The sequence below is a fragment of the Candidatus Mycobacterium methanotrophicum genome, assembly GCF_023515995.1.
Classification (GTDB): Bacteria; Actinomycetota; Actinomycetes; order Mycobacteriales; family Mycobacteriaceae; genus Mycobacterium; species Mycobacterium methanotrophicum.
Map to the genome: position 1 here is coordinate 1,129,036 of NZ_CP097320.1, position 22,108 is coordinate 1,151,143.

The window sequence follows — 22,108 nt, forward strand, 5'->3', positions numbered from 1 at the left end:
TCACCGCCATGAGCACGAAACCTACTATGCACCACGTCTTTTGCTGTTGATCAGCACGCAACCGCTACCAGGAGAGGCAGAACCATGTCCATTGCCATAAGCACATCGATCCACACAGCCGACTTCGACAAGGTTGTCTCACGGACTCGGGAAGTCTTGAAGGACAATGGCTTTGGCGTCCTAACCGAGATTGACGTGCAAGCGACTCTCAAAGACAAGCTGGGAGAGTCGATGGAGCGCTACCTGATTCTCGGTGCCTGCAACCCCACACTGGCGCACCGGGCTTTGTCGGCGAACAAGCAGGTCGGATTGCTGTTGCCTTGCAATGTCGTGGTCCGAGAAGATGTAGAGAACCCGGCAACAGTGCACATCGAGGCGATGAACCCCCAGATGATGGTGGACGTCGTCCACGATGCGGCATTGTCCCCGGTCGCCGAGCAAGCGACACGACAACTACACGCCGCGATCAGCACTCTCACCGAGGAACTGCGATGACAGCGATCGACCTTTACGTCGACCCGGTATGCCCGTTCGCCTGGGTGACGTCCCGCTGGTTACTGGATGCGGCCACCGCCACCGGACGCAGTGTCACGCTGCGGCAAATGAACCTCGCAGTGCTTAACGACGGCCACGACACGGCGCCCGCGCAGCGGGCCAAACTCGGCTGGTCACGTCGGGTGGGCCGGGTCTTGGCCGCGGCGACGGCCGGAGGCGGGCCCGGAGCATTCAGCGACCTGTATGAAGCTTTAGGCGCCTTGGTGCACGACGGCGGCCGGGAGCTGGCCGAGAGCACGGTCAAAGAGGCGCTAGCGGCGACGAGCTGCAGTCCGGCATTGCTGGACGCGCTCGACCACCCGGCATGGGACGATGCCGTGCGCGCGGCTCATCAACGCAGTCAGGACGCGCTCGGCGGCAGGAGCGGCAGCCCGATCATCGCCGTCGACAACAGGGGATTTTTCGGACCGGTGCTGACGGATCGGCCTACTCGAGACGCCGGCGCGGCGCTGCTTGACGCCGTGGTGACAGCGGCGTCGACCCCCGGATTCGCCGTACTGCAACGTCCCTATCAGGGGCCGCCATCAACGGACAGTGCGGAGGACCGTTGATGTGCCACGCCGTTCGGTGCCGGACTTGCGGCCTGGTGACCTGGTCGGGCTGCGGTCGGCACATCGCCGAAGTGAAGGCTCAGATACCGCCGTCGCAGTGGTGTGACGGCCATCCGGAAGCGAAAGCCCGCCCGTGGCGGCGGCGATAATCCACTCCCGTAGAAAGAAGCCCCAATCGTGAATTCCCATGACGCCGACGCAATGGATCTGGTACTCAGGCGGCTACGGCGCGCGCAAGGCCAACTCGCCGGGGTCATTGCGATGATCGAAGCGGGCCGTGACTGCAGGGACGTTGTCACGCAACTGGCCGCCGTCTCCCGAGCGCTCGACCGTGCCGGGTTCAAGATCGTCGCCTCCGGGATGCGGTGTTGCATCACCGGAACCGACAGCAGACTCGGTAAGACGCTCACCGAAGCAGAGCTCGAAAAGCTGTTCCTGTCTTTGGCCTGAGGTTGCCCCTCGCGCCGAGTCACGCCGCCCAGGTCCAGGCCACGAGCGAAGGGGTACTTCGATTTTCAACATTCTCAAGCGAGCTTGGGTGCCGCTCGTCGTCGTGGTCGCGGTCGCCCTCGGCGGTATTGCCGTGGCCCGGCTGCGCGGTGTTTTCGGCTCTGAGGCGATCTTCACCGCGACCGGCAGCACTGCCGAACCTCTTGAGCCCTCTCACGTCAAGCGGGTGACATACGACGTCTACGGGCCCGGCAACACCGCCGGAAGCGTGAGCTACTTGGACCAAAACGCCCAGCCGCAACAGGCCAGCTTCACCGGCCTGCCCTGGACCTTCACCATCGCCACGACGACGCCGGCCGTCATCGCCAACGTCGTGGCCCAAGGCAGCAGCGACAACATCGGATGTCGCATCACCGTCAACGGTGTGGTCAAAGCCGAGCAATCCTCGGCCGGGCATCACGCTCAGACTTCCTGCTTGGTGAAAGCGGCATGAACACCGATAACCAAGACCGGCCGAAATTCATGCGGTTCGTGCGCCGGTTCGCCGTGCCGATCCTCATCGCCTGGCTGCTGTTGACTGTGGCCCTGAATGTGCTTGTGCCGCCGATCGAGTCGGTGGCGCGAAACCACGCGCTGACGATGTCGCCAAAGGATGCCCCGGCGATGATCGCCGCCAAGCAGATCGGCGCCACGTTTCACGAGTCGAACTCCGACAGCATCGCGATGATCGTCTTGGAGAGCGACAAGCCGCTCGGCGAGCAGGCGCATCGCTATTACGACGGTCTGGTGCGCAAGTTGCGGGCCGACACCAAGCACGTCCAGCACGTCCAAAACGTCTGGGGAGATCCCCTGACGGCCGCCGGTGTGCAGAGCCGGGACGGCAAAGCCGCTTACGCCGAACTCAATCTGGCCGGCGACCAGGGCAGCACCCTGGGAAACGAGTCGGTGAAAGCGGTGCGCGAGATTATCGACAAATCAGCGCCGCCCACCGGGCTCAAGGTCTACGAGACCGGTCCGGCGCCGCTGAACACCGACATGAACGAGGCTGCCGACAAGAGCATGCTGAAAATGATGGGTGTGACGGGCGTGGTCATCATGATCATGCTCTTTATCGCTTATCGATCGATCAGCACGGTACTGCTGATTCTGGTCATGGTCGGCTTCGAGATGGGCACGGCCAGAGGACTTGTCGCGCTTCTCGGGAACAACAACTGGCTGGGTTTTTCGACGTTCGTGGTGGCCATGCTGTCCTCACTGGCGATCGCGGCGGGAACCGATTATGCGATCTTTCTCGTCGGCCGCTACCAAGAGGCTCGTCAGGCCGGCGAGGATCGAGAAACCGCCTATTACTCGATGTTTCGCGGCACCTTTCACATCGTCTTGGGCTCGGGACTGACCATCGCCGGCGCCACGTTCTGCCTGCACCTGGCGCGCCTGTCATATTTCAAGGCGCTCGGCATTCCATCTGCTGTGGGGCTGCTCGTCGTCGTCGCGGGAGCGATGACCGCGGCGCCGGCCGTTGTCGTCCTGGCCACTCGGTTTAGCTTGCTCGACCCCAGACGGATGATCAAGACGCGCGGGTGGCGGCGCATCGGCACCGCCACCGTGCGCTGGCCCGCTCCGGTGCTTGCGGCCTCGCTGGCCCTGGCGATCGTCGGCATCCTGTTCATGCCGAGCATGTCGGTCAGCTACAACGACCGCTTCTACATCCCCCCCAGCCTGCCGTCGAATGTCGGCTATGCCGCCGCAGAGCGTCATTTCAGCGCCGCCACCATGAATCCCGACATCCTCATGATCGAAAGCGATCACGACATGCGCAACAGCGGTGACATGATCATCCTCGACCGGATCGCCAAGGACGTCTTCCGTTCACCGGGAATCGCCATGGTGCAAAGCATCACCCGGCCGCTGGGCGGGCCGATCGAGCACACCTCGATACCGTTCCAAATCAGTGCCCAGTCGATTCCGATCCAGGAAAACCTGCGATTCATGAAGGACCGGGCGGCCGACATGCTCAAGATGAGCGACGATCTCGGCGTCATGATCGCCTCGATGCAACGGATGCAGGCCTTGCTCGCCCAGATGAGTAACACGACGCATCACATGGTCGGTGATATGGGCGATTTGCAGTCCACGCTGAACGAGATGCGCGACCACCTGGCGGACTTCGACGATTTCGCCAGGCCGCTGCGCAGCTACTTGTATTGGGAACAACACTGTTTCGACATCCCGATCTGTTGGGCGACCAAATCGCTGTTCGAGGCGATCGACGGCGTGGACCAGTTCAGCGAGAACATGAGCGCGCTGATCACCGACATCCACAACATCGACGCGATCTTGCCGCAGATGCTCGCCGAGTTCCCGCCGATCATCGCCGTCGCCAAATCCATGCAGGGCACCCTGCTGACCATGCACAGCAGCTTCTCGGGCCTGCTCACGCAGATGGCGCAGATGACCGACACCGCCAGCGCGATGGGCCAGGCCTTCGACGCCTCGCGCAGCGGCGACTACTTCTACCTGCCGCCGGAAGCGTTCCAGAATGCCGACTTCCAGCGCGGCTTGAAGCTGTTTCTGTCCCCGGACGGCAAGGCCGCGCGATTCATCATCACCCACGGCGCGGATCCGGCGACTCCGGCAGGTATTTCCGCGGTCCTGCCGGAACTCGCTGCCGCGCATCAAGCGGTCAAGGGAACGGCGCTGACCGACGCGAAGTTTTACCTCGCCGGGACTGCGGCGATATACCGCGACATCGAGTCGGGCTCCCGTTACGACCTGCTGATCGTGGGAATCGCTGCGCTGACCTTGATTTTCGTCGTCATGGTGATCATCACCCGTGCGCTGGTCGCTTCGTTGGTGATCATCGGGACGGTGCTGGTGTCGCTGGGCGCTGCCTTCGGGCTGTCGGTGCTGGTGTGGCAGCACATCATGGGCCTGCAGTTGAACTGGATCGCGCCGGTGTTCGGGCTGATCATCCTGCTCGCTGTCGGCTCCGACTACAACCTTCTGCTGGTGTCGCGGTTCCAGGAGGAGATCGGCGCCGGGCTGAAAACCGGCATCATCCGCTCCATGGGCAGCACCGGTGGGGTCGTCACCGCGGCGGGCCTGGTGTTCGCCTTCACCATGATGTCCATGGTCGCCAGCGACCTGATTTCAATCGGCCAGGCCGGCAGCACGATTGGGCTAGGTCTGCTGTTCGACACCCTGGTCGTGCGCTCGCTGATGACGCCGTCGATCGCCGCGCTGTTGGGACGCTGGTTCTGGTGGCCGCTGCGGGTGCGCCCGCGCCCGGCCAGCTTCATGCTTCGACCCTTCGGGCCGCGCCGGCTGGTTCGCTCCCTTCTTCTGGGTGAGGAGACGGATGCGCGGTAACTGTGAAGCTCCCGAGGCCGTCGAACGTTGGCACCGTTTCTCACCGAATTTGCATCAGAGATCGGCTCAGAGGCGCTGATGGCGGCGCGTAGCTTGGCGGCGGTGTGATCGGCGATGTCGTGCAGGCCGGACTAGTCGGACAGCTGCACCATCAGGTACGGGTCATTGGTTCTGCTCCTCGATGTCACGGTGCCGGTTGGTGATTGCGCACGTGGCGGGACTAGGCCAGGGTCAGAAAAAGCTTTTCCAGTTCGGCTTCGGTCAATCGTGGCCCGCCGCCTGGGCTGCCGCCCATGATGCAACCCCGCAGACCTGAAGCGACGATCTTTAAGCCGGCCCGGTCAAGGGCGCGCGACACCGCCGCCAGCTGGGTCACCACGTCGTTACGGTCGCGGCCCTGCTCGATCATGGCAATCACCCCGGCGAGCTGCCCTTGAGCGCGCCGCAACCTGTTGAGCACCGCGGTGATGGTTTCCTTGTCGCCTATCATCGGTTCCCTCACATCCAAGCTGGGTTTATCGTACCCCCTGGGGTATATCCGCGCCAGGTTGCGAGCGGAGAATACCTCTATGGGTACCGACGGCCCGAACATACATGCGATCATGCCACGGTTCTTGCTTCAAAAAATGTGGCTGCGGCGGGCGATCCCGCGTGCATGCACGGCGGCGATCCCGCTCACTCCTCGGCCCGTTCCGGGCCGCGTCGTCGCCGGGATAGGCTCTCCCCATGGTTAAGCCCGCCACACGCCGAAACGTCGCCGTTGTCACCGCATTGGTTCCGCTCGTCGCGTCGGCCGCGCTCTCGAGCGCATGCAAGCCCAACCAGCCACCAGCGACCTCCCCCGGGACGACGCCGGCGATCTGGACCGGGTCGCCGCCGCCGTCGGGGACCCAACAACCTGGGGGGCCGGTGGCACCGGAGAGTCTGACCGCCCACCTGATCGCGCCGGACGGCGCCAAGGTGGCGACGGCCAAGTTCGAATTCGCCAACGGCTACGCGACGATCACTGTCGAGACCACCGGACAGGGCTCGTTGACGCCCGGATTCCATGGCCTACACATCCACTCGGCGGGCAAGTGTGAGGCCAACTCGGTCGCCCCGACCGGCGGGGCACCGGGCGACTTCCTCTCGGCCGGTGGGCATTTCCAGGCGCCGGGGCATACCGGTGACCCCGAAAGCGGCGACCTGACCTCGCTGGAGGTCCGCAAGGACGGCGGGGCCTTGTTGGTGACGACAACCGACGCGTTCACCAAGGACCAACTGCTGGCCGGCGCGGGGACTGCGATCGTCATTCACGCCGGCGCCGACAACTTCGCCAACATCCCGGCCGATCGCTACACCCAGGTCAACGGGCCACCGGGCCCCGACCAAACCACGATGTCCACCGGTGATGCCGGCAAGCGGGTGGCGTGCGGTGTCATTGGTGCCGGCTAGCGCGCCAGCCAGCAGGGCGCAGGCCCATATCGACTTCGCCGGGTCGTCTCGGTCGACGATCGGGGTGGAGTGGGAGTTCGCGCTCGTCGACGCGCAGACGCGCGACCTGAGCAACGAAGCCACCGCCGTCATCGCCGAGATCGGCGAAAACCCACGTGTGCACAAGGAATTGCTGCGCAACACCGTCGAGGTGGTCAGCGGCATCTGCGATTCCACCGCGCAGGCGGTGGAGGATCTGCGCGAAACCCTCGGCCCCGCACGGCGGGTCGTCCGCGACCGCGGCATGGAGTTGTTCTGCGCGGGCACCCACCCCTTCGCGCGGTGGTCCACCCAGAAGCTCACCGACGCGCCGCGCTACGCCGAGCTGATCAAGCGTACCCAGTGGTGGGGCCGGCAGATGCTGATCTGGGGTGTGCACGTGCACGTCGGAATGTCGTCGGCCGCCAAAGTAATGCCGATCATGACCTCGCTGCTACAGTACTACCCGCATCTGCTGGCGCTGTCCGCCTCGTCGCCGTGGTGGGGTGGGGAGGACACCGGCTACGCGAGCAATCGGGCCATGATGTTCCAGCAGCTACCCACCGCAGGGTTGCCGTTCCACTTCCAGAAGTGGGCGGAATTCGAAGATTTCGTCTACGACCAGAAGAAGACCGGCATCATCGACCATACGGACGAGATCCGTTGGGACATAAGGCCGTCGCCGCATCTGGGCACACTCGAAGTGCGGATCTGCGACGGCGTGTCCAACTTGCGCGAGCTTGCTGCGTTGGTGGCGTTGACGCACTGTCTGGTCGTCGACCTGGACCGTCGGCTCGATGCCGGCGAAACCCTGCCGACCATGCCGCCCTGGCACGTTCAAGAGAACAAATGGCGCGCCGCCCGATACGGGCTGGACGCGGTGATCATCCTCGACGCCGAAAGCAATGAACGCCTGGTCACCGACGACCTAACCGACCTACTTGACCGCCTCGAGCCGGTCGCGAGGTCGCTGCACTGCGTCGACGAATTGGCCTCGGTGGCCGACATCTGGCGGCTTGGCGCGTCGTATCGGCGTCAGCGCCGGGTCGCCGAGGAGCACGACGGAGACCTGCGCGCTGTTGTCGACGCGCTGATCGGTGAGCTGGATATCTGATGGCAACAGCCGTTCCGATGGCGATGTTTCCACTCCAGTCGGCGCTGCTGCCCGACGAAGAGCTGCCGATGCAAATTTTCGAACAGCGCTATACCGCGCTGGTACGGGACTGCATGCGCGACGACGACCCTCGTTTCGGTGTCGTGCTGATCTCGCAGGGCCGCGAGATCGGCGGCGGCGACGTGCGCTGCGACGTCGGGACGGTCGCCAGGATCACCGAGTGCGCGGAAATCGCTGGCTCGGGCCGGTTCGTGTTGCGTTGCCGTACCGGTGAACGGATCCGGGTGTCCGAGTGGTTGCCCGACGATCCCTACCCGCGGGCTCTTACGCAGGTCTGGCCGGACGAGCCGGGCGAACCCGTGACTGCCGGGCAACTGGAAGAGCTCGAAGACCGGGTGATGGCGTTGTTCGAGCGAATCGCGGCGGCCCGCAACTTTTCGTTGCCGACGCGGGCGGTGGTGCTGGGTATCGACGCGGACACCGTCGATCCCGGCGCGCGGCTGTATGCGCTGGCCTCGCGTGTTCCGATCGGCGCGGCGGACCGCTACTCCGTGCTGGCGGCACCGTCTGCCGCCGAACGGCTTGCCGCGCTGAGCGAGGCGGTGGATTCCGTTGCGGCCGTGGTCGAATTCCAGCTCTCGGAGTAATCCGCTATGTCGTGTTGAGCCGGGCCTCGAGGAACACGCTGCGCGGCGTGAGATCCTCGACGTCGCCCGTCGGCCTGCGACCGTAGCGCTCCATCAGATTCAGCGGCTCAATCACGGTGACCGTCCAGCCGCGGCCGGCCAGCCACTCCGCGAGGTCGGCACGTTCCTCGGTGAACCACAGATCTGCGATGTCCGGTACGTTCGCGTCACTTTCCTGCCCCGCGTCGGAGAGGACACGCCGTAGGTGTTCGCGGCGGCGCTCCAGATACTCCGGGTCGAAGTTGTTGGGGCCCAACGCCTCAACAGCAAGTCGGCTCCCGTCGGCGCTGAGCGCGGCGACCCGCTCGAACAGCACATCCTGACCGGCCGCAGGCAAGTACGGCAACACCCCCTCGGCAGACCATGCCGTCGGCGTCGACGCATCAAAACCGGCTTCACGCAATGCTGTCGGCCAGTCCGACCGCAGATCGATTTGCACCGCCTGATACGTGACGGAAGGCTGGGCGCCGTGTGCCGCGAGCGTGTTGGCCTTGAACGCCAGCACCCGAGGCTGGTCGATCTCATAGACGACGCTGCCCTGCACCCACGGCAGCCGCCAGGCCCGAGCATCCAGGCCCGAGGCCAGGATCACCGCCTGTTCGATGCCGTTCGCGCCGGCGGCGATGAAGAACTCGTCGAACCACTTGGTGCGCGCCGCGGCATAGCCTCCGATGATTCGCACCCGCCCGGTCATCGAAGCCGTTGGCTCCCAGCCGTTTTCGCGCGCGGCGTCGACGAAGAGCTGCGCGTAGGGGTCGGTGAACAGCGGGCATTCCTGGGTGGATTCAGCGGCGCGGGCCATCGCCACACCGAGTGCGGTCGCGCCGACGGTCTCGGTGATGTCCCAGCTGTCGTCGTCAGTGCGCGCCATCCTCCCTGTCTACCCGCTTCCGCGGTGGGTAGTCAGGGCGGCGCCGCAGTGTGGCCACGACGGGCCGTGCGCTCCACCAGACGTGGTGCGATGACCCGATGCGGTGGGCCAATCAGTGCCCAAACGGCTCGGGCGGCGATCCTGTGCTGATAGTGCACGCTAGTCGTGAGCACCGCGCGCCGGCTGTCCTGAAGTCGCAGCGTGAGCGCGCCGCGCGCCCAGCGGCCACCCCGGATCGCATAAAGCACGTCGCGGTGGCCTTCGCCGCGCCGACCGCCGTCACGTAGGCAAAGCATCCGACGAGCAGCCGGTCCACCAGCGTGGCCGTGCGAATAACAGTCTCGGGGTTGCCGATTCCCCATAGCGAAGCCGGCACGCCGAACGCGGCCCCAATCAGAAACCCCACCCACAGGGGAGCCATCACATGCACGGGGTCCGCCCCGGGGTGGGGCCGGCCGTTCTCGTCTGCCGGCTCCTCGCCGCCAACGCCCGTCCGCGCATCATTTGCGGCTCTCGCCGTCGCGCGTTTCGCGTCGCAGCCGCACCAACGCGTCGATTGCGTCGCGGTCGGCGTCGGGCACCGGCCGCCGGACCTTTTGCGCTTTCTGCACCACAAATTCCGTCAGGCCGGCCAGGTCGGCGACCACGTCCTGCGGGGTGAACAACACCTCGATGTCCTGCGGCCCGCCGACCCCGTCGGCGAGGTTGGTGCTGTCATGGCCCACTACGAGTAGGGTGCCGCCGGGTGCAACCGCTGCAGCCGCGTTGCGCAATGCGGCGCGGCGCGGGGTTTGCGGCAGCTGCAGATAAGCGACGATGACCGCGTCGAACGATCCGGCCGGCAGCGTCTCGTGCACCACATCGACGACCTGGAAGTCGACCCGGTCGGCGACTCCGGCACGCCTGGCCAGTTGCGCCGCGCGCTCGAGTCCCTGTTTGGAGAAATCGACGCCGACGGCTTGCCAGCCGCGGCTGGCAAGCCAGATTGCGTTTCGGCCCTCACCGCAGGCCACGTCTAGCGCCCGTCCCGGGGTTGCTGCCGACATTTCAGCGGCGACGAACCTGTTCGGCTCGACGCCCCACAGCGGTTCAGCCCCACCGTAGCGAGCATCCCAAGCCTGCGCATCCATATGTTGCTCCGATCCAGCTGTTAGGGGGCGGTGTCGGATCCCAGGCTCGCCGATCGCCCATTGTGGGCCGTGCTCACCGAAATCGAGCTGCGGTTCGTCACGGAAGCGGCAGCCGGTCCATGGCGAACTCGGTGGCGGGCATCCCCCAGGAAACGGGTTTGCCGCCAGTGCGGAAGTACATCTCTTTGAACGCCATCTTCATCGCCCACGACGCGTACCCCATTTTGAAGACGCTGGTCTTGCCTCCGTACCAGGTGTCGGAGTGGATGTAGAAGCCCTTGTGTGCGCCCATGTCGCCGAAGCAGATGATCTCGGGTCGATAGGGTCCGCCGACTCGGGCGCGGTCGAGGCTTCCGACCTCGACCGCGATCTGGCGGGCGACGATCTCGGCCTGCTGATGGCCAAGGGAACCGAGCTTGGGCACGGTCAGCGCGGCCGCGTCACCCACGGCGAAAACCTCCGGGTGGTCGCGGTTGCGCATGTCGGTGCCGGTGAGCACGAAGCCGTATTCGTCGGTGATCGGCAGATCCTTGACAAACGCGTGCGGCACCCAGTCGGGCATGAGGATCTTCAGCTCGGCTTCCATGCTCTGGCCGTTGGCGAACTCAATGCCGTCCGCGGTGATGCGTGCGACGTCCTGGGTTGCGGGCAGGTATCCGAAACCCATGTCGGTGGCCAGGTTCAGGAACTCTTTGACGATTTTTTCCCCGGCGTCCTCGGCGATGGTTTTTGCCGGGGTGAACAAGGTGATTTTGTGGGCATCGCCCATCGAGTGCTCACCGAGCCAGTGCGCCATCGACAACGCCAGCTCCAGCGGGGGGCCTTCACAGGCCGCTTCGGCGACCGGCAGCCAGTCGGGCTTGTGCTCGAGGCCTTGATGGAAGCGGGCAGAGCCGATAGCGATCGGGCCGCCCTTGTAGCCGCCTCCGAAAAGCTTGCGGCGCAGCTTGTTACCGTAGTATCCGCTGGAGACGGTGTCGCCGAACTCCCCGAAACCTTCGATCCGGTCATAGGCCAGTTGGTTGCCCAGGGCCACCACCAGATAGTCATAGCCGATCGTCTCGGGCGCCGAGCCGGCACGGTCGGTCGGGGTGAAGGTCACCCGCTTGGTGTCGGGGTGGATCGCGGTGACCGCGGCGTTGATGAACTCGTTGCCGTCGCGGTCATGAAACCGGACGGTTTGCATGTGCATCGACACCAACGGATCGTGGTCGGCGAACACCTCCATCGGGATGTTCGGCACGAAGATCAGATACGGGTTGCGGTCGATTACCGTCAGCTCCACCGCATCGCCGCAGTGTGCCCGGATAAAACGTGCGGTGGTCAGCCCCGCGAAGCTGCTACCCAGGATCAGCACCCGGGGGCGCGCGCGGCTCACGACGCTCCTGCGGCGCTGGGGGTGACGCCCAACATTCGGTTCACCGTGACTGGTATGCGAAACACGTTGCATCTCCTCAATGTTTACTTCGACTTGCACTGACTTCGGTGCCTGCCGGCTTACAGACCGTCAACGCCACCGGCGACTTTTCTGTCACGCTGCAGAAACCCAAGCGAGGCGTCCGCCGCGTCGGACTTTGTGGGCTAAGCGCCGCAGCCAGACGCCCGCTCGGCCGCCGTCGGGATGCCGAGTCGATGCAGCAAAACACTGGTCGGGCACCAGCCCACTGCGGCCTCGAGCAGCAGGTTGGCTCCCACGAAGCCGGTGAGCATCCTCCACCGGGCCGAAACTTTATGCCCCAGAAGCAAACTCACCAACACCACGCCTCCCGCCAGCAGGTGAATGGTGCGCTCGAGTGTCCATCCTTGCGGCCGCGGCATCCCGAACGCTCCCCGCTCGATCGCGGCCGTGCGTTGTTCGGTCTGCATGAAAACTTCACTCCTTTCGTGTCGGCGTCGATAACGCGCGAATCCGAATTTCCCCGCCATCGCCACGATGCATTCCCCCAGGGGTATGAAAACAAACCATATCCGGCGCCTTGTTGAAATTGCCGCTGCCGGCTAAGCCGTCGGTGGCCGCCACGTCGGCCGCCTAGAAAACGATTCCAGGGCTGGCATATGACGCTCCAGCGGCCGGGCCGGTATCCACCAAACTGGTCAAGCCTTGCTCTCGAGATTTTTGACAGCGGCGGGATCGTTTTCGGTGAGGCCGACTCTCGCCGCACCGCCGGGTGAGCCGAGTTCTGCGAAAAAGTCGGCGTTGAACTGGGTGTAGTCGCTCCACTCGTCTGGCACATCCTCTTCGGTGTAGATGTTCGGTGTAGATGGCCTCGACCGGGCATACCGGCTCGCAGGCGCCGCAGTCGATGCATTCGTCGGGCTGGATGTAAAGCATCCGATCACCCTCATAGATACAGTCGACCGGGCATTCATCGATGCACGATTTGTCTTTGATGTCGACACAGGGTTCGGTGATCACATAGGTCACAAGACATCTCCCTTACTTTTCTGATTTTCAGGGCATCCAACGCCGAAGCGTTGGTGTTCGCCGGTCAGCCGTGAGCTATCCGCAGCAGTTCTTCGAGAGCCGCGAGTTTGACGCGGGGCCGGCCGTGCGGCTCACCGGCTGCTCGCTCGTAGTCGTCGATAAGCTGCCAATGCGCGCCGGTGACCAGCTCCGGTTGACGTGACCTCAGCCAGTCGGCGAGCCTGTCGGCGTGGTCTTGCCCGAAACCGGCCGGCGCACTGTCGGCCACGTCGGCCAGCAGGGCATCGACGGTGTCTTGGGCGTCCTTCTTGTTGGTGCCGATCACGCCGGTTGGGCCGCGTTTGATCCACCCGACGACATATTCGTTGCGGCTGCCCGCGATTCGGCCGTGGGTGTTGGGAATGGTTGCGGTCTTGGCGTCGAACGGCAGGCCCGCGATGGGTATGCCGCGATACCCGACCGCGCGCACCACCAGCTGGGCCGACAGCTCCTCGCGCACGCCGGTGTCGGTGGCCACCATCCGCCCACTTTGGTCGCAGACCAGCTCGTTGCGGCCCAACACGATCCGCTCGACTTTCTCCTCGCCTTGGATCTCGATCGGGGAAGTCATGAACCGGAACACAATTCGCCGATATCCGGGGCGCGGTTGGCGACCCGCGTAGTCGCGCAGCACCTTGATATTCTGTTTGGCGATCTTGCCCACGGCGGCGGCCTCGTCGTCGGTGATACCGGCCAATTCAGCGGGATCGATCACCACGTCGACTTGGTCCAGGTTGCCCAACTCACGCAACTCCACCGTGGTGAATGCTGCCTGCAGCGGACCGCGCCGACCGATGATCAGCACCTCCTGCACGCCGCACGGGCGCAGCGACTCCAATGCGTGATCGGCGATATCGGTGAGCGCGAGCACCTCGGGATCGGTGACCAGGATGCGGGCGACATCCAGCGCGACGTTGCCGTTGCCGACCACCACGGCGCGGGCACCGGACAGGTCGGGAACCAGCTGCGCAAAGTCGGGGTGCGCGTTGTACCAGCCCACGAAGTCGACCGCGGCGATGCTGCCCGGTAACTCTTCGCCGGGAATATTCAGCGCCCGATCCGCCTGCGCGCCCACCGCATAGATCACCGCGTCGTAGCGCTCGGCGAGCTCACCAGCCGCGATGTGTTCGCCTACCCGTATGTTGCCGAAGAAGCGGTAGCGCGGGTCTGCGGCGGTCTTGTCGAACTGGTTGCTCACCGATTTGATCTTCGGATGATCAGGCGCCACGCCGGAGCGCACCAGTCCCCCCGGTGTCGGCAGCATCTCGAGCATGTCCACCATGACGTCGAAATCCGCGGACGAGTCGGCGGCCCTCAGCAGCGCTGCGGCGGCGAAAAACGCTGACGGGCCAGAACCCACAATCGCGACGTAATACGCACGCACGGTCAAGACCTCTTGAAATGGTGAACATCGCGGCGACGAGGCCGGTTTGCCATTTCGAACCTCAAAGTCATTACAAGCCTCCGGTATGACGTACGTCGGGACCGGCTGGGCGAAGGCGCGGTGACGTGACGTGCAGGCCGCATTCGGTCTTGTTGAATCCGGCAAAGCGACCGCTGCGCTTGTCAGCGCCGGGCGCCGGTTTGGTGGTGTTGGGTGCGCAACCGATCGACGGGTAGCCTTCGTGCACCAGCGGGTTGACCAGCACGTTGTGCTGTGTGATGTAGTCGGTCATGTCCTGGTCGGACCACGCGGCCAGCGGGTTGACCTTCACCAACTTGAACTTCTCGTCGAAGCTGACCAGCGGGGCGTCGGAGCGGGTCGACGCGTCGGCGCGGCGCAGCCCGGTCACCCACGCGCAATACTCGGGCAGTGCTTTGGCCAGCGGGACGACCTTACGCAGCCGGCAGCACTCGCCGGGATCGGTGTAGCACAGGCTCGTGCCCAACTCGAGCACCGAAGGCTCGGGGGTGATGGTGATCAATCGGATGTCATAGGTCGCCGCGACCGCATCGCGCATGCCGATGGTCTCCGGGAATTCGTTACCGGTGTCGATGAAGATCACCGGCACACCCGGGCGCACCGTGGCGGCCAGATCCACTAGGACGGCGTCTTGCATATTGCAGGCGACCACCCATTTGCCGGGGAAGGTTCGGTCGGTCCAGCCCAGCAGCTCGGTGGCGCCGGCGCCGTCGAGTTCGGCGGCACCCCGCGCGGCGAGCTCTCGAAATTGCGCCTCGGTCAAAAGGTCATCCTCTCCGCTCATCTGGTTGTCCTGTTGTCATCGCAGATCCTCCTCGTCGGCGCGCAACGCCCAGTTGGCGAAACGCTCGCCGGGGTCATGCTTATCGAGGAAATTGCGCACCACGCGGTCGAGGTAGTCGCCGAGCTCGTGGCTGTAGATTTTGTGCCCGCGCAGTTTGCGGCCAAAACCCGCGTCTTGGCCAAGACCTCCACCCAGATGCACTTGGAAACCCTCGACCGATCCGCCGTGGCCGTCGTCGAGCATCTGTCCCTTCAACCCGATGTCGCTGACCTGGATGCGGGCACACGAATTGGGGCAGCCGTTGAGCCCGACGCTGATCGGCACGTCCAGCCCGTCGTTGATGTCGGCCAGGCGATCCTCCAACTCCGGCACCAGCGCCTGCGCGCGGACCCGGGTCTCGGTGAACGAAAGCTTGCAAAACTCGATCCTGGTGCAGCCCATAAGGTTTCGGTGCCAGCGCGACGGCCGCGACGGCAACCCCAACGCATCGAGGCCGGCCACCATCTGCTGGACCTTTTCGTCGGGCACGTCCAGGATGATCAGCTTCTGATACGGGCTGAACCGGACCCGATCCGAGCCCGCCTGCTCCATCAGGTCGGCCACCGCCGACAGCACGGTGCCTGAAACCCGCCCCGCGATCGCGGCGACGCCGATCGCGTTGAGCCCGTTTTTTTGGCGCTGCACCCCCACGTGATCGACCGGGTGGGTGATCGGCTGCGGGGCCGGCCCGTCAATAAGACGTCGCTTGAGATACTCGGTTTCGAGCACCTCCCGGAATTTTTCCACCCCCCAGTCCTTGACCAAGAACTTCAGCCGCGCCTTGGACCGCAGCCGCCGATAGCCGTAATCGCGGAACAGCGCGGTCACCGCCTCCCACACGTCGGGGACCTCGGCCAACGGCACCCAGGCGCCCACCCGTTGGGCCAGCATCGGGTTGGTCGACAGGCCGCCGCCGACCCACAGGTCCATGCCGGGGCCATGCTCGGGATGGTTGACACCGATGAACGCCACATCGTGGGTCTCATGCGAGACGTCCTGCAATCCCGAGATCGCGGTCTTGTACTTGCGGGGCAAATCCGCGTATGCGGGATTGCCCAAAAACCTTCGGGTGATCTCCTCGATGGCCGGGGTGGGATCAAGCACCTCGTCCAGCGACTCGCCGGCCAGCGGTGAACCGTGGAAGCCGCGCGGGCAATCCCCGCACGCCTCGGTGGTCTGCAAGCCCACCTCGTCGAGCCGCCGCCAAATCTCGGGAACATTCTCGATTTCTACCCAGTGGATCTGCAGATTCTCCCGATCACCGATGTCAGCGGTGTCGCGGGCGAACTCGGTAGAAATTTCACCCAGGGTACGCAACGCGGTCGCCGAGAGTGCCTTGCCGTCGGAACGGATCCGCATCATGAAGTAGCGGGCCTCGATCGTGTCGATGTTCTCGTCCCCGGTCCAAGACCCGTCATAGCCCTGCTCACGCTGGGTGTACAGCCCCATCCAGCGAAACCGGTCCCGCGCAAGTCGCTTTTGTCGATGCTGTCGAAGCCCTGCTTGGCGTAGACGTCCAAAATCCGCGCGCGCACATTCAGCGGGGCGTCGTCGTGTTTGAGCCGTTCCTTGTCGTTGAGCGGCGCACGCTCACCCAGCGCCCACTGGCCTTCACTGCGCGTCTTACCGGACCGCGTGGTGCTCATCTTTTGGACCTCTCCTTCCACGTCCTTCACGAAGTTGTCGGCGCGGGCAGGGCACGCCAAACGCCAACACCGATTGGCCGCCCGAGCCATCGGGCTTCTCGGCCACGGTATCCCCAAGGGGTGTGGTACCCGCATCGAGCGAACCTGTAACCGCCCAAGCGTTCGTTGCATGACGACAGCGGCGTCTGAAGCATGCAGACAAGCGAAAGGTCGTCCTATTGTGCAGGTCATTTAGAACTAGCTGGTAAGGGCCGGATGCTCGACGAGTTGTGCGTGCTGGTCACGTCCCGATTCTACGGGCGAGCCTAGCGGTGGGCATCGTTGCGCGAAACCAATGGGATGGAATGGATACAAGCCGTCGTACGCAGGCGGCGCGTCCGCTATTGGCTGCGCAGGGTTTCGCCGAGGTGGCGCTGGAGACGATCGTGCGTGCCGCAGGCGTGACCCGCGGCGCCCTGTATCATCACTTCGCCGACAAGACGGAGCTGTTTGCGGCGGTCTTCGAACAAGCCGACGGCGAAGTGGCCGACGCAGCCAATCGAGGCGACCGATTTGACGATGCTCGGCGCGATGCGTGAAGCGACCCTCTACGTGGCACGGGCACAAGATCGCGATCAGGCGCGCGACGAAGCCGGCGCCGTCATGAACCGACTGATCCAAGCGCTCAGCGCCGACTGACTTTTCACCGCTGGCCGGCGAAGGCGCGCAGCGCGGCCAGTTGCGCAGGATCCAGTGAAGGGCGGACGATTTCGCGCGCGGCAGCTACGTCGGCGGCGGTGATTTCGGCGGCGTCGACCGAGCGGCGCATCGCGGTGAGCGCAGCCTCGCGCAGCAGCGCCACGCAGTCTGCGGCGCTGTAGCCGTCCAGGTCGGCTGCCAGCGCGGCCAGGTCGACGTCGCGCAGCGGAACCGACTTGCCTGCGGCGTGCAAGATCTCCAGACGGCCTTGTGCATCAGGCGGTTCGACGAACACCAGCTTCTCCAGCCGACCGGGGCGCAACAGCCCCGGATCGATCAGGTCGGGCCTGTTGGTGGCGCCGACCACCACGACCTCGCGTAGCGGCTCGATGCCGTCGAGCTCGGTGAGCAGCGCGGCGACCACCCGATCGGTGACGCCGGAGTCGAAGCTCTGCCCACGCCGCGGGGTCAGCGCGTCGACCTCGTCGAGAAATACCAGTGACGGCGCCGAATCGCGGGCCCTGCCGAACAGTTCCCGCACGGCCTTCTCCGACGATCCGACCCATTTGTCCATCAGCTCAGCGCCTTTGACAGCGTGCACCGAAAGCCGTCCGGTGCTGGCCAGTGCGCGCACCACGAAGGTTTTGCCGCAGCCTGGTGGTCCGTACAGCAGGACTCCGCGCGGCGGCTGCACGCCGAGTCGGGCAAAGGTGTCGGGATGTTGCAGCGGCCACAGCACCGCTTCGGTCAGCGCCTGCTTGGTGGCGGTCATATCGCCGACATCGTCGAGTGTGACCGAGCCGAGCGTGACTTCCACTGCGGCTGAGCGTGACAGCGGCCTGATCACGGTAAGCGCACCGAGCAGGTCGTCCTGGATCAGCTTCGGCGGCGTGCCGTCGGAACTGGCCCTGGCCGCCGCGCGCAATGCCGCCTCCCGCATCAGTGCGGCCAGATCGGCAACCACGAAACCCGGTGTGCGACCGGCGATTTCGCTAAAGCCGATATTCTCGGTCGGCACCGACTTCAGTAGTCCCTGCAGCAATGCCGTGCGAGCGGCGGCGTCGGGAAGACTCAGCACCAGCTCACGGTCGCACAGCTCCGGTGCGTGCAGTCGCGGGTCGAGGTTCTCCGGCACCGCGGACGTGACGACCACCGCGACCCGGGTGGCCGCGACCGCCTTACGCAGTTCGGCCAGGATCAGCGTCGCCACCGGTTCGCCTACGGCGGGCAGCAGCGCGTCGATGTCGGTGATCAGCAGCACGCCGCCGCCGTCGCTGACATCCGCCGCCGCGGCGGCCACCCGCTTCAGCCGGTCGTCGGCGGCCAGCGCGCCGACCTCCGGGCCGTCGAGCTCCACCAGCCGTCGGCCTGCGCAGACTGCGCGCACGAGCGTGGCCTTCCCGACGCCCGCCGGACCTAATACCAGGACACCCAAATTCGTTCCGGCGCCGAGGGTTTGCAGCAGGTGCGGCTCATCGAGCGCGAGCTTGAGCCACTCGGCCAGCTTGGCGGCCTGCGCGCTGACGCCCTCGAGGTCGTTGACCGTGAGCGAGGACGTTTTGGCATTGGCCTGCGCTGGCGCCAGCGGGACACCGGTTCCCCACGTCACCAACGAGTTTGGCTGCACGCTCACCGGTCCGGCGGGATCGACGCCGGTAACGGTCAACAGCTCGGACGTCCAGCTGATGCCGACCGCCGACGCCAGTGCGGCGGCAGCTGCGGATGTCGAGGTGCCTGGTCCAAGGTCGCGTGGCAGCAGGGACACGGCGTCGCCGACGGTCAGCACCTTGCCTAGCAGGGCCCGCCGCAGGGTGGCGGGTGGAACCGATCGACTGGTCAGCGCCGAGCCGCTCAACGTCACCGACCGAGCGCCGTGTACCACCGCGGCGGTCACGATCGCGGCGTTGTCCTGGCTCAGCCCGGCGTTGGAAAGCGTGACGTCGTCCAGCAGAACGATGCCGAACGGGGTTTGCGGGCCAGCCACGGCGGCCACGGCCGTCGTGGTTCGCGCTCCGGTCAGCGACACTGCGTCCCACTCCCGAATCCCAAGGGCCGCGATGGCATTGGGATGCAGCCGGACAACGCCGCGGCGAGAGTCGACGGCCGCCGTGTTCAGCCGCGCGGTCAGCGTGAGCTGCGGCGAAGTCATGTCCGGCCGGTGGGCCGGCGGAGGCCCAACCTGGCCATTGACCGGCGATTGGGCTGCGCGCGGCGGATCGCGCGTCGGGTAGCGCGTCGCTGCTTGGGTTTCTCGCCCCACGCCTCGGGATGCGCCGCCAGCCAGTGGTAGCTGTGCACGGAGAACGGAATGTGAAACAGGTAGGCCGCGATCAGCACCATGATCAGGATGTAGGGGAACAAAAAGGCCGCTGCCGCAACGATCGTCAGCGTGGCCAGCAGCAGCGCGGCCAGGTTCGGCGGCACCGACACGGCATGCATCTTGCGCATCGGGATGCGGCTGACCACCAGCATCGAGCAGGCCGCCACCCATGCGCAGACGAACCACGGTGACGTCCACCAGCCCGCACCGAACTGCAGCTTGGCGGCCAGCGGGCCGAGCGCTGCGATGGCGCCGGCGGGCGCTGGTATCCCGACGAAATACTCCCGCGTGAAGGCTGGTTGGCTGGCAGCGTCCAACAGCGCGTTAAATCTGGCTAGCCGCAACACGATTGACACCGCGTACAGCAGCACCACGACCCAGCCGGCCGGCTGCGAGGGCAGTAACGTCACGTAGATCACCACCGCCGGGGCCACCCCGAAGTTCACCGCGTCGGCGAGCGAATCGATCTCCTCGCCCATCCGCGACTCGGCGTCCAGGATGCGGGCCACCCGGCCGTCGAGTCCGTCCAGGATCGCGGCGGCGGCGATCAGCGCTATCGCCACATGCGGCTGACCCTCCAGCGCGAACCGGATCGAGGTCAGCCCGGCGCAGATAGCCAGCACGCTCATCGAGCTGGGCAGGATGCGCAAGTTGACCACTCGCCTGCCGCGAGGCCTAGTCATCTGCGCCGCTCTCCCCCGCCAGCGGGAAGCGCCCCCACCGCGTCGCTGCTTTGTATATCGTCGCCGGCGCGGTGACCATCACAGCTCTGCCAGCACCGTTTCGCCCCCGACCGCCCGCTGGCCGACGCTGACCAGCACCTCTGCCCCGGCGGGCAGGTAGGTGTCGAGGCGGGACCCGAACCGGATCAGGCCGTAAGTGTCACCGATTGACAGTTTGTCGCCGGCGTGAGCGTCGCAGACGATGCGCCGCGCCAGGAGACCGGCGATCTGCACCGCCACGACGTCCGCGCCGTCGGCGGTGCGGATTTGCATGCTGACGCGTTCGTTGTCGTCACTGGCGGCGGCCAGGTCGGCCGAGCCGAAGCGACCCGGCCGGTGCCGCACGGCAACCACTTCGCCGCTCACCGGCGCCCGCTGGACATGGGCGTCCAAGAGAGACAGGAAGACGCTGATCCGTGGCAGCTCTGCGTTACCCAACCCGAGCTCGGCGGGCGGGGCGGCGGTGTCGATGACGCAGATTAGGCCGTCGGCGGGAGCGACGACGACGCCGGGCCGCGTGGGCGCTACCCGCGGCGGGTGCCGGAAGAACCCGGCACACGCACCGGCGGTCAGCAGGCCGGCTCGGCGCAGCCATCGATAGCGGCGTCCGGCAAGTCTTCCCCCCACGGCCACGGCCAGCCCCACCGAGATGAACGGCAGGCCGGCGGGATGCACGGGCGGAACGGTCGACCGCAGCAACGACAGCAGCCGCTGCGGGCCGAACGTCAGGTTCTCTCCGGTCGAGCGGGGGCGTCGTGCCACGCGGTCATCTTACGGAGCCGCAGCGAGCGTGGGCTTGATGCACGCAAAACGAACATCAGCGTGCGTTAAGCCCACAATCAACTGTGGCCGGCCGGCGTCAGACCGGATACGTCACACCGGTCAGCTCTTCGGAGACCTTCCACAGCCGGCGCTGCAAGTCCTCGTCATGGGACTGCGCGCTCGAGGACACCAGCTTCGGGTGGCCACGCTGCTCGCCGAGGCCGTCCGGGCCGTAATACTGCCCACCCTGGACATCCGGGTCGGTGGCGGCGCGCAGCGTCGGTAGGGCACCCATCGCCGCGTTCTGAAACAGCAGCGGGCCGAGCACCGCGACGGCGGGTTTGAGCACGGCGGGCAGGTTGCGCACCAACTCGGTGTTCGAGGCGCCCGGGTGCGCGGCGGTCGCGACGGTGTTCGCCTGCTTAGCGGCCAGCCGGCGCTGCAGCTGGTAAGTGAACAGCAGGTTGGCCAGCTTGGATTGGCCGTACGCGGCGATTCGGTCGTAGCGCTGTTCCCACTGCAGATCATCGAAGTGGATGGCGGCGCGGACGCGGTGGCCCATGCTGCTGACGGTCACCACCCGCGAGCCCCGGACCCCCAGCAGATTGCCCAGCAGCAGCCCGGTCAGCGCGAAGTGGCCCAGATGGTTGGTGCCGAACTGCATTTCGAACCCGTCAGCGGTGACCTGCTTCGGCGTCCACATCACGCCGGCGTTGTTGATCAGCAGGTCGATGCGCGGATAGGCCTTGCGCAGCGCGGTGGCGGCGTCCCGCACCGAATCCAACGAGCTGAGGTCGAGCCCCTGCAACGTCACATCAGCCTCGGGATGGGCGGCCACGATCCGCGCCAGGGCCAGGTTGCCCTTCTCCAAATTGCGAACCGCCAACACCACGTGTGCGCCGCTTTCGGCGAGCACGGCGGCGGTCTGGTAGCCCAGACCGGTGTTCGCGCCGGTGACGATGGCGATTCGGTCGCTTTGGTCGGGTATGTCGGCCGTCGTCCATTTGCGGTTGGCAGTCATTGCCGAAAACGATACCGACTGATGGTCGGCGCCGTGTCGGTGCGATCCGTCGCAGGGTCGGTGGCATTCTC

22 protein-coding genes and 2 pseudogenes are annotated in these 22,108 nt (G+C 65.6%); 11 read left to right on the top strand and 13 right to left on the bottom strand.

All coding sequences use genetic code 11. The features are described 5' to 3' along the window. The first annotated feature begins 84 nt into the window (after positions 1 to 84). The 6 genes from M5I08_RS06110 (at position 85) to M5I08_RS06130 (ending at position 4,925) form a co-directional block, all read left to right on the top strand. A complete protein-coding gene (locus M5I08_RS06110) occupies positions 85 to 495 on the top strand; it encodes a DUF302 domain-containing protein (RefSeq protein WP_219065634.1) in 411 nt (136 codons plus the stop codon). Then, a complete protein-coding gene (locus M5I08_RS06115) occupies positions 492 to 1,106 on the top strand; it encodes a mycothiol-dependent nitroreductase Rv2466c family protein (protein ID WP_219065635.1) in 615 nt (204 codons plus the stop codon). Before M5I08_RS06110 ends, M5I08_RS06115 begins: the two co-directional genes overlap by 4 nt. Then, positions 1,106 to 1,255, top strand: a complete 150-nt coding sequence (locus M5I08_RS27420; RefSeq protein WP_502213839.1) for a DUF8730 family Cys-rich protein — start codon at positions 1,106 to 1,108, stop codon at positions 1,253 to 1,255. Before M5I08_RS06115 ends, M5I08_RS27420 begins: the two co-directional genes overlap by 1 nt. A gap of 52 nt (positions 1,256 to 1,307) precedes the next feature. After that, a complete protein-coding gene (locus M5I08_RS06120) occupies positions 1,308 to 1,556 on the top strand; it encodes a metal-sensitive transcriptional regulator (RefSeq protein ID WP_219065739.1) in 249 nt (82 codons plus the stop codon). A gap of 61 nt (positions 1,557 to 1,617) precedes the next feature. Beyond that, entirely contained in the window at positions 1,618 to 2,049 is a 432-nt protein-coding gene (locus tag M5I08_RS06125; protein ID WP_219065741.1) for an MmpS family transport accessory protein, read from the top strand. After that, complete coding sequence (locus M5I08_RS06130) at positions 2,046 to 4,925, top strand: MMPL/RND family transporter (RefSeq protein WP_249763153.1); 2,880 nt, start codon at positions 2,046 to 2,048, stop codon at positions 4,923 to 4,925. The genes M5I08_RS06125 and M5I08_RS06130 overlap by 4 nt, the downstream gene beginning before the upstream one ends. Before the next feature lie 220 nt (positions 4,926 to 5,145). On the opposite strand, the gene M5I08_RS06135 is transcribed toward M5I08_RS06130, so the two are convergent. After that, complete coding sequence (locus M5I08_RS06135) at positions 5,146 to 5,415, bottom strand: metal-sensitive transcriptional regulator (RefSeq protein WP_219065636.1); 270 nt, start codon at positions 5,413 to 5,415, stop codon at positions 5,146 to 5,148. A 236-nt stretch (positions 5,416 to 5,651) separates the two neighbouring features. Here M5I08_RS06135 and sodC point away from each other — a divergent pair, with 236 nt between their 5' ends. Genes sodC through M5I08_RS06150 form a run of 3 tightly spaced genes read left to right on the top strand, consistent with a single transcriptional unit; the run spans position 5,652 to position 8,138 of the window. After that, a complete protein-coding gene (gene sodC, locus M5I08_RS06140; protein ID WP_219065637.1) occupies positions 5,652 to 6,359 on the top strand; it encodes a superoxide dismutase[Cu-Zn] in 708 nt (235 codons plus the stop codon). Next, positions 6,316 to 7,491 (top strand): glutamate--cysteine ligase, encoded by a 1,176-nt coding sequence (locus M5I08_RS06145; RefSeq protein WP_219065638.1) that lies wholly within the window; start codon positions 6,316 to 6,318, stop codon positions 7,489 to 7,491. Before sodC ends, M5I08_RS06145 begins: the two co-directional genes overlap by 44 nt. Then, positions 7,491 to 8,138, top strand: coding sequence for an LON peptidase substrate-binding domain-containing protein (locus tag M5I08_RS06150; RefSeq protein ID WP_219065639.1), 648 nt, complete (start codon positions 7,491 to 7,493; stop codon positions 8,136 to 8,138). Before M5I08_RS06145 ends, M5I08_RS06150 begins: the two co-directional genes overlap by 1 nt. A gap of 4 nt (positions 8,139 to 8,142) precedes the next feature. Here the strand turns inward: M5I08_RS06150 and M5I08_RS06155 are convergent, their stop codons facing one another. The 8 genes and pseudogenes from M5I08_RS06155 to M5I08_RS06190 all read right to left on the bottom strand — a co-directional run bounded on the left by M5I08_RS06155 (position 8,143) and on the right by M5I08_RS06190 (position 16,534). Continuing rightward, positions 8,143 to 9,048: an SAM-dependent methyltransferase gene (locus M5I08_RS06155; protein WP_219065640.1), complete on the bottom strand. Its 906-nt coding sequence runs from the start codon at positions 9,046 to 9,048 to the stop codon at positions 8,143 to 8,145. A gap of 500 nt (positions 9,049 to 9,548) precedes the next feature. Further along, on the bottom strand, positions 9,549 to 10,178 hold the full coding sequence (locus M5I08_RS06160) for a class I SAM-dependent methyltransferase (protein WP_219065641.1): 630 nt from the start codon (positions 10,176 to 10,178) through the stop codon (positions 9,549 to 9,551). Between the two features lie 97 nt (positions 10,179 to 10,275). After that, positions 10,276 to 11,556 carry an NAD(P)/FAD-dependent oxidoreductase gene (locus tag M5I08_RS06165; protein ID WP_219065642.1) on the bottom strand — a complete coding sequence of 427 codons (1,281 nt, stop codon included), beginning with the start codon at positions 11,554 to 11,556 and terminating at the stop codon, positions 10,276 to 10,278. Between the two features lie 203 nt (positions 11,557 to 11,759). Further along, the gene (locus M5I08_RS06170) at positions 11,760 to 12,044 is read right to left on the bottom strand and encodes a YgaP family membrane protein (RefSeq protein ID WP_249763154.1); all 285 of its coding nucleotides are present in this window, start codon (positions 12,042 to 12,044) and stop codon (positions 11,760 to 11,762) included. A gap of 228 nt (positions 12,045 to 12,272) precedes the next feature. Continuing rightward, a pseudogene (gene fdxA, locus M5I08_RS06175) lies at positions 12,273 to 12,603 on the bottom strand (ferredoxin). Positions 12,604 to 12,667: 64 nt separating this feature from the next. Then, a complete protein-coding gene (locus tag M5I08_RS06180; RefSeq protein WP_219065643.1) occupies positions 12,668 to 14,026 on the bottom strand; it encodes an FAD-dependent oxidoreductase in 1,359 nt (452 codons plus the stop codon). A 70-nt stretch (positions 14,027 to 14,096) separates the two neighbouring features. After that, on the bottom strand, positions 14,097 to 14,849 hold the full coding sequence (locus M5I08_RS06185) for a phosphoadenylyl-sulfate reductase (protein ID WP_219065644.1): 753 nt from the start codon (positions 14,847 to 14,849) through the stop codon (positions 14,097 to 14,099). A 15-nt stretch (positions 14,850 to 14,864) separates the two neighbouring features. Further along, a pseudogene (locus M5I08_RS06190) lies at positions 14,865 to 16,534 on the bottom strand (nitrite/sulfite reductase). Positions 16,535 to 16,878: 344 nt separating this feature from the next. Between M5I08_RS06190 and M5I08_RS06195 the strand changes: the two are divergent. Both M5I08_RS06195 and M5I08_RS26595 read left to right on the top strand, forming a co-directional pair. Then, positions 16,879 to 17,112: a TetR family transcriptional regulator gene (locus M5I08_RS06195; RefSeq protein WP_249763155.1), complete on the top strand. Its 234-nt coding sequence runs from the start codon at positions 16,879 to 16,881 to the stop codon at positions 17,110 to 17,112. After that, positions 17,105 to 17,212, top strand: coding sequence for a hypothetical protein (locus M5I08_RS26595; RefSeq protein WP_370328581.1), 108 nt, complete (start codon positions 17,105 to 17,107; stop codon positions 17,210 to 17,212). The genes M5I08_RS06195 and M5I08_RS26595 overlap by 8 nt, the downstream gene beginning before the upstream one ends. Positions 17,213 to 17,216: 4 nt before the next feature. Here the strand turns inward: M5I08_RS26595 and M5I08_RS06200 are convergent, their stop codons facing one another. The 4 genes from M5I08_RS06200 to M5I08_RS06215 form a co-directional block, all read right to left on the bottom strand. Continuing rightward, the gene (locus M5I08_RS06200) at positions 17,217 to 19,361 is read right to left on the bottom strand and encodes an AAA family ATPase (protein ID WP_219065645.1); all 2,145 of its coding nucleotides are present in this window, start codon (positions 19,359 to 19,361) and stop codon (positions 17,217 to 17,219) included. Further along, on the bottom strand, positions 19,358 to 20,215 hold the full coding sequence (locus M5I08_RS06205; RefSeq protein WP_219065646.1) for a CDP-alcohol phosphatidyltransferase family protein: 858 nt from the start codon (positions 20,213 to 20,215) through the stop codon (positions 19,358 to 19,360). Before M5I08_RS06205 ends, M5I08_RS06200 begins: the two co-directional genes overlap by 4 nt. 78 nt (positions 20,216 to 20,293) lie before the next feature. After that, entirely contained in the window at positions 20,294 to 21,016 is a 723-nt protein-coding gene (locus tag M5I08_RS06210) for a phosphatidylserine decarboxylase (protein ID WP_219065647.1), read from the bottom strand. A gap of 97 nt (positions 21,017 to 21,113) precedes the next feature. Then, positions 21,114 to 22,037 (bottom strand): SDR family NAD(P)-dependent oxidoreductase, encoded by a 924-nt coding sequence (locus M5I08_RS06215; protein WP_219065648.1) that lies wholly within the window; start codon positions 22,035 to 22,037, stop codon positions 21,114 to 21,116. Between the last annotated feature and the right edge of the window lie 71 nt (positions 22,038 to 22,108).